Source organism: Pseudanabaena sp. 'Roaring Creek' (assembly GCF_001402795.1).
In the GTDB taxonomy this organism is placed as follows: Bacteria; Cyanobacteriota; Cyanobacteriia; order Pseudanabaenales; family Pseudanabaenaceae; genus Pseudanabaena.
The window spans coordinates 1-5,951 of the sequence record NZ_LIRE01000087.1; the positions used below are offsets into that span (position 1 = coordinate 1).

At 45.1% G+C, this 5,951-nt stretch carries 4 protein-coding genes; 3 read left to right on the forward strand and 1 reads right to left on the reverse strand.

The genetic code is table 11. The annotated features are described in order from the left end of the window. Positions 1-369: 369 nt before the first annotated feature. The 3 genes from AC805_RS02940 (at position 370) to AC805_RS02950 (ending at position 5,198) form a co-directional block, all read left to right on the forward strand. Complete coding sequence (locus AC805_RS02940) at positions 370-2,634, forward strand: ABC transporter substrate-binding protein (RefSeq protein ID WP_055074030.1); 2,265 nt, start codon at positions 370-372, stop codon at positions 2,632-2,634. A gap of 115 nt (positions 2,635-2,749) precedes the next feature. Beyond that, positions 2,750-3,895 carry a cache domain-containing protein gene (locus AC805_RS02945; protein WP_082429381.1) on the forward strand — a complete coding sequence of 382 codons (1,146 nt, stop codon included), beginning with the start codon at positions 2,750-2,752 and terminating at the stop codon, positions 3,893-3,895. Next, on the forward strand, positions 3,888-5,198 hold the full coding sequence (locus AC805_RS02950) for a hypothetical protein (RefSeq protein ID WP_055074032.1): 1,311 nt from the start codon (positions 3,888-3,890) through the stop codon (positions 5,196-5,198). The genes AC805_RS02945 and AC805_RS02950 overlap by 8 nt, the downstream gene beginning before the upstream one ends. An 83-nt stretch (positions 5,199-5,281) precedes the next feature. Here the strand turns inward: AC805_RS02950 and AC805_RS02955 are convergent, their stop codons facing one another. Then, on the reverse strand, positions 5,282-5,800 hold the full coding sequence (locus AC805_RS02955) for an adenine phosphoribosyltransferase (RefSeq protein WP_055074033.1): 519 nt from the start codon (positions 5,798-5,800) through the stop codon (positions 5,282-5,284). Positions 5,801-5,951 lie beyond the last annotated feature (151 nt).

Consider the following 5,951-nt stretch of genomic DNA (forward strand, 5'->3'; position numbering starts at 1 on the left):
CTGAGCGAAGTCGAAGCTGTAGTTTTTATTTAAATTATCTATAGCTTGCAGTATTAAAATTGCAAGATAATCACTGCCGTCGGTCATGTTAGGAATCTCAACACCTTATACCAAATCACAAAATGGCGTAGCCATTTTGTGATTTTAAAACCCTTACTGGGTTTGGTTTTCAATTCCCAGAAGTGTAGCCACACTTTTGGGAATTGGTATTACTGGGGTTTGTTTTTTAATTCACTGAAGTGAGCCAACACTTCAGTGAATTGATATTATGCCCTGATACACTTGGCGATAGATAGGTGGTAGATATAAGTGGTAATTTGTATCTCTAGTAAATAATAGGCAATTTCTAAAGAGGACGGCTGTAATTTCATGCGTAAAACAGTTGTGAGGTTTTGGGCGATCGCCTTAACTGCACTTTTGGTGGCGATGTCACTCAATGGTCTGTTTGCCCAAGGCTTGAGAGCCGAAGGCGGTGCAATCTCGATTGCGGTCGCTGCCCCCCTAAGTGGAGATGGGGCTAGTGGGGGGCAGGAAATAGTTGACAGTATCAAGCTGTATGTTGATGCCACTAATCGTGATGGCGGGATCAATGGTCGTCAACTTAAGTTAAATATTTTTGATGACAAGGGGAATGCTGATGGTGCAATTCAAGTTGCTAACGATATTGCTAAAAGCGATGCATTGGTGGTCTTAGGGCATCGCTCTTCTGATGCCTCGATCGCTGCTGGCAGTATTTACCAAGAACGCAAATTACCAGCGATTACTGGGACGGCAAATAATCCCAAAGTTACAAGCGATCGCCCCTATTATTTTCGGATTATTTATACTAATCCCGACCTTGCCAAAACCTTGTCAATTTATGCCCAGCAAGTACTTCAGTTCAAAACTGCGAGCGTAATCTATGACAAAGCTAGTAAAAACGAGCAGACTCAATCGGAAGTCATCAAATCTGCTTTTGAAGCCAATGGTAATGGCAAAATTCAGAAAATATGGGCGATCGATTCCGATCCCAATAACCGCAAAGCCTCAGTCCAGCAAATCGTCAATGAAATCGCCGCCGAGCCTGAAGCGGGAATTTTATTTTTAACCACCTCCAAGGAAGATGTTGCGGAAGATTTTCTAGTTGCCCTCAAACAAAAGGGTTTAAAAAATTCTCTTCTCGGTGAACAAGCTCTAGGTCGAGAATCCTTTGCCAAACGGTTTGACAAATATGATGAGGAAAAGAAAAATCCAGGATTCTTTACCGAAGGTATGTATGTCCCCTTGCCAATTCTGTTTGATAGTGCGGGAGCTGATGCCCAAGACTTCCTAGCTGCTTACCAAAAAACCTATAACAAAACTCCTTCCTATTTAGGAGCAAAATTCTATGAGGCGGCGATCGCCGCGGTAGATGCGATTCGTAAAGCTAATCCTGCTTTAACAACGGCGAGCCTAAACAGCGATCGCGATCTGGTGCGCGATGCCTTGGCAAAACTCAACAACCGCAAAGTTGGCATAAGGGGCTTAACAGGACTGTTGTACTTCAATAGCGATCGCAATAGCGATCAGCCTGTGCGCCTTGCCCAATTCCAAAATCAAAAGTTGATTTCTGCCAATCAACAATTTACGCCGATCTCGAATCCTGAAAGGCTTAATTTACCGAAAGAAATCCAAGCGGGTAGTATTGTGCAATCGGGCGATCAGTATTTTTGGCGGCAGCGCGTAGTTTATGCGGGCATGGATATCAATAAGCTGAATCGAATTGATAAGACGACATTTACCGCCGATTTTTATATATGGTTCCGCTATAGTGGCAATGATGAACCAACAGAGATTCAGTTCCCCGATGCAGTGAGCAATAGTGTTAATCCCACTGCGCCCGTATTTGACGGTAAGGCTCCCATCAAAGCACAGGTCGTCAATGGCTTAAACTATCGGCTCTATCGCGTACGGGGAGAGTTTCGCAATGCCTTTGATTTTCGCGATTATCCCTTTGATTCGCAGAAGTTAAACTTGCGTTTTGATAATCCCAATCTCTCGACAGAACGCTTGATTTATGCGATCGATACCGTGGGCTTGAAACTGCCAAGACCTAAAGATGTCGAGCGCAAGCCCTTTCAAGGACTACAACTTTGGAATTTTAAAGATATTACCTATTTCCAAGACGCATCCCGCAGCACTTCCACTCAAGGCGATCCCGATTTATTTCAGTCCAATGCCCAGATTGAGTATCCTGGATTGAGCATTAGGATGACCTTTCAACGCAAGACCCTAGTGTTTCTCTCCAAGAATGTCTTGCCGTTGATTTTACTGTCTCTCTTAACCTACTGTTGTTTATTTTTCCCCTATTCAATGTTTGTGCCCCGTACAATGGCTCCCGCCTCAGCATTGTTGTCGGGGATTGTGTTGCTGTTATCTTTTAACAACCAACTACCCGAAGTCGGCTATACCGTGGCGATGGAGTATGTATTTTATGTCTACTTCTGTCTCTGTCTACTGCCAATTTTGGTTACGGTCATCGGTACTAAATTGGACAAAGAGGGACATAAGAAGGCTTTTAACTACTTAAATTTGGCTTCTTGGATCATCTATCCCTTAATTTTGATCGTCACGATCGCCTCTTTTGCAATTACCTATAGCGATCGCTTGGTTTAAAATCACCAGCAAGTTAGCAGTACCTAATGCTGCCACCTTGCTGCTATTTTAGACCTGTAAAAAATTAACAACTAAAAATTTCATCAGCCTCCAGCTGGATGGCTGTCAAGAGTTTATGAATATCAAGTGGAAATCTCAACTATTGTTGTTTATGGTAGCCATAACCACATCAGTTGTATCGGCATATTCGGGCTTTGGGGCGAGCAATTCCATGATCGAAAGTGCCAAAAAACGCGAATTGAATACCACAGCTACCCTAATCCAAAGCAACATCAACGAGCAAATTAACAAAGCCTCCGCCCGCGCCTCATTGGTGGCATCTTTGCCATCTATCAAACAGGCTTTTCGCACCAAAGACCGCGATGCGATCGCCGCACGTTTGTTGCCAGCGATGATCGTCCAGCGCGATCAGTTTGGGGTAAGGGAAGGACAGTTTATCCTGCCTCCCGCATCCTCTTTTCTCCGTATCTATGCCCTCAAAGACGGACATGGCGAAGACTTGAGTGGATTCCGTCAGATGGTTCTCGTTGCCAATCGGACTGGCGAACCCCAACGAGGCATGGAGATCGGTCGTCGTGGACTGAGCATTCGCGCAGTCTATCCCGTCAAAGACGATGACGGACTAATCGGTAGCTTTGAAATCGGCTTGAGTTTCTCATCGGTACTGACGCAAACCAAGACGAATACTGGCTTTGACGTAGGTGTATTCATCGATGATAAATTGATGACCGAGGTCGCCCAATTGATCCCGCGTCCCGATAATGAACGGATTGTGGGTGGTTACCAAGCCGTTGAAGTCACTGACTGGACAGCGCTCAAACCCTTGTTATCTCCTGCAATATTCGCCAAGGTTCGCGATGTTTCCACCGAACTCATCACCTTAAATGGCAATGATTATGGACTGGTGTTAGTACCAGTGCTGGACTACAAAGGTGAACGCATTGGCGCGGTGGTTGCCGTTCGAGACTTTAGTGAATTTCAGATCCAGCAGCGATGGGCGCTCACGGGCAATATCGCCATGGCGGCATTGCAGATAGTGTTGCTTACAGGGGCGTTGCTAATTGTGGTCAATGCCATGTTGCTCAAACCCTTTGAGGCGATCGCTAATGCAAGTAAGGAGCTTGCCGAGGGCAAGCCATCTTCTGACCTAGAGGATTTGTCAGTCCGTAAGGATGAAATTGGCGACATGGCGCGATCGCTCCAGACCCTTCAAGCTAGCGATAATGATCGGAATGGGTACAAGGAGTCGCAAAATGCGTAAACCTCAAAAATTTTCGCTATTTCCTGTACTGATCGTTTTTTTACTATGCTTTTCCTTTAGCTTGGCTACTTACTTTGATTCGGTGACAAACCCATCGGCGATCGCCGTTTTTGCTCAATCTAATCCCGAAACGGCAAATAATGATGCTGCAAAAACGTCAGTAAACAATGCATCTGTAACTAATCAAACCAGTAATAATCAAACCAGTAATAATCAAACTAGTAATACTAGTAATAATGATGCAGCCAAGTCCCCAGTAGTCAAAGACAGCGCCAAAAAGCCTGCCACCTCGACGGCAAACCCTCTAGGGATGAATAATCTTGTGCCTTTCCCTTCCAACGTTGCCTTGCCAATGCGAGTGGGAGTGTCTTTGTTCGTAAATAGCATCAACAAAATTAACGAAGCCACCAATACCTTTGAGAGTCAATTCGATCTTAGATATGTGTGGAACGATCCGCGTCTAGCCTTCGATACTGGCGAGATGGGAACAAATCGATTGGAGTTTGGGCAAGAAGCCGCTGTCGCAAAGTTAGCGACGATCTGGAATCCTCAGATTAAAATCACCAACATCATCGAAAAAGATGCCCAGATTTCCCCAGGGCTATTCATCCATTATGATGGCGAAGTGGAACTGATCCAGCGAGTCAAGGCGACCTTCGAGAGCAAATTAAATTTAGATGCTTTCCCTTTTGACACCCAGTCACTGTTAGTAGCCATGCTGTCATCTAAATACAACAGCAATCAGATTTCGCTATCTCAGGATCAAGATGATATCAACGAATCAGGGCTTGATCCCGAACTCAAGATTAATGGGTGGAATCCGCAGGGCATCAGTTTTAACATTTCCCAAACCCGTGCTTGGAATGGAGCATTTTTGCGCCAGATTGAGGCGCGTGTAACGATTAAGCGCATACCTAACGCAATTCTAGGCTCCATTTTCACTCCCTTCCTCTTGACCTTGATCGTGCCCACGATCTTCACTTTCTGTGCAAATGTTGATTTATCGCCCCGTCTGGTTGCTTGGAGTGGCTCAATTTTGGCGCTAGTAGCGCTTACCTTTACCTTTTCCGTGCGATATCCTTGGCTTGGCAGCAATAGCCTAGTATCTCAGGTATTCACTACAGGTCATGCTTATCAGCTTGTGTCAGTACTTTTGTCGATCACGCTATTTAATCCCGATGTAGCCAAGAGGATGGACAGATTTATCGTTGCCGAACTCGTCAGATATCTACGGTGGTTCGTTCCTGTTGGTTTCCTAGGGGTTTTGATCACCAAGTCTTTGCTGACAGCTTTTGACTGGTAATACCAAATCCCAAAAGAGGGTTGCCGCGCTCCGCGCGGCAACCCTCTTTTGGACTGTTCTGATACAGTAGACAGCAGCACTACTTAATAGTTAACTAACGAAACAATTGGAACCTCTGGCAAAGCCTTTCTGCCATTAAGAAAATCCAACTCAATTAAAAATCCATAACCTACTAATTTCGCTCCAGTTTGCCCGACCAATTTAGCGGTAGCCGCCGCTGTTCCCCCTGTGGCGATCACATCATCAATGATGATTACTCGTTTTCCTGCCCCGATCGCATCTTGATGAATCTCTAGCGTATCGGTTCCATATTCCAGCGCATATTCAACGCGAAATACGGCTGATGGTAATTTTTTAGGCTTGCGAACTGGGATAAAGCTTGCCCCTAATTGCATCGCTAGTGGTGCGCCGAGGATAAATCCCCTCGACTCAATCCCAATCACCGCATCGATGTCAATATTTAATTCGGCAAATTTAGTTTGAAATCCTTGAATAATTGCTGTTAAACCTTGAGGATGAGCTAGTAAAGGCGTGATATCTCTAAAAATGATGCCTTCTTGCGGAAAATCGGGAATATCGCGAATAATGCTTTTAAAATCCATACAATACTCGATCGCTATCGATCGCTGAAGAACTTCACAATCTTATCCGCATCTGCGATCGCATGGAACACAACAATATAGGGGTTTCACAACCTATAGCTAGGCATAACCCTAGAAGAGCGTACCGCCCGCTACGCGGGCGGTACGCTCT

Excerpts from the sequence above, each read along its gene's own strand:
- AC805_RS02940 (WP_055074030.1), top strand. The coding sequence starts at position 370 with ATGCGTAAAACAGTTGTGAGGTTTTGGGCGATCGCCTTAACTGCACTT.
- AC805_RS02945 (WP_082429381.1), top strand. The coding sequence starts at position 2,750 with ATGAATATCAAGTGGAAATCTCAACTATTGTTGTTTATGGTAGCCATA.
- AC805_RS02950 (WP_055074032.1), top strand. The coding sequence starts at position 3,888 with ATGCGTAAACCTCAAAAATTTTCGCTATTTCCTGTACTGATCGTTTTT.
- AC805_RS02955 (WP_055074033.1), bottom strand. The coding sequence starts at position 5,800 with ATGGATTTTAAAAGCATTATTCGCGATATTCCCGATTTTCCGCAAGAA.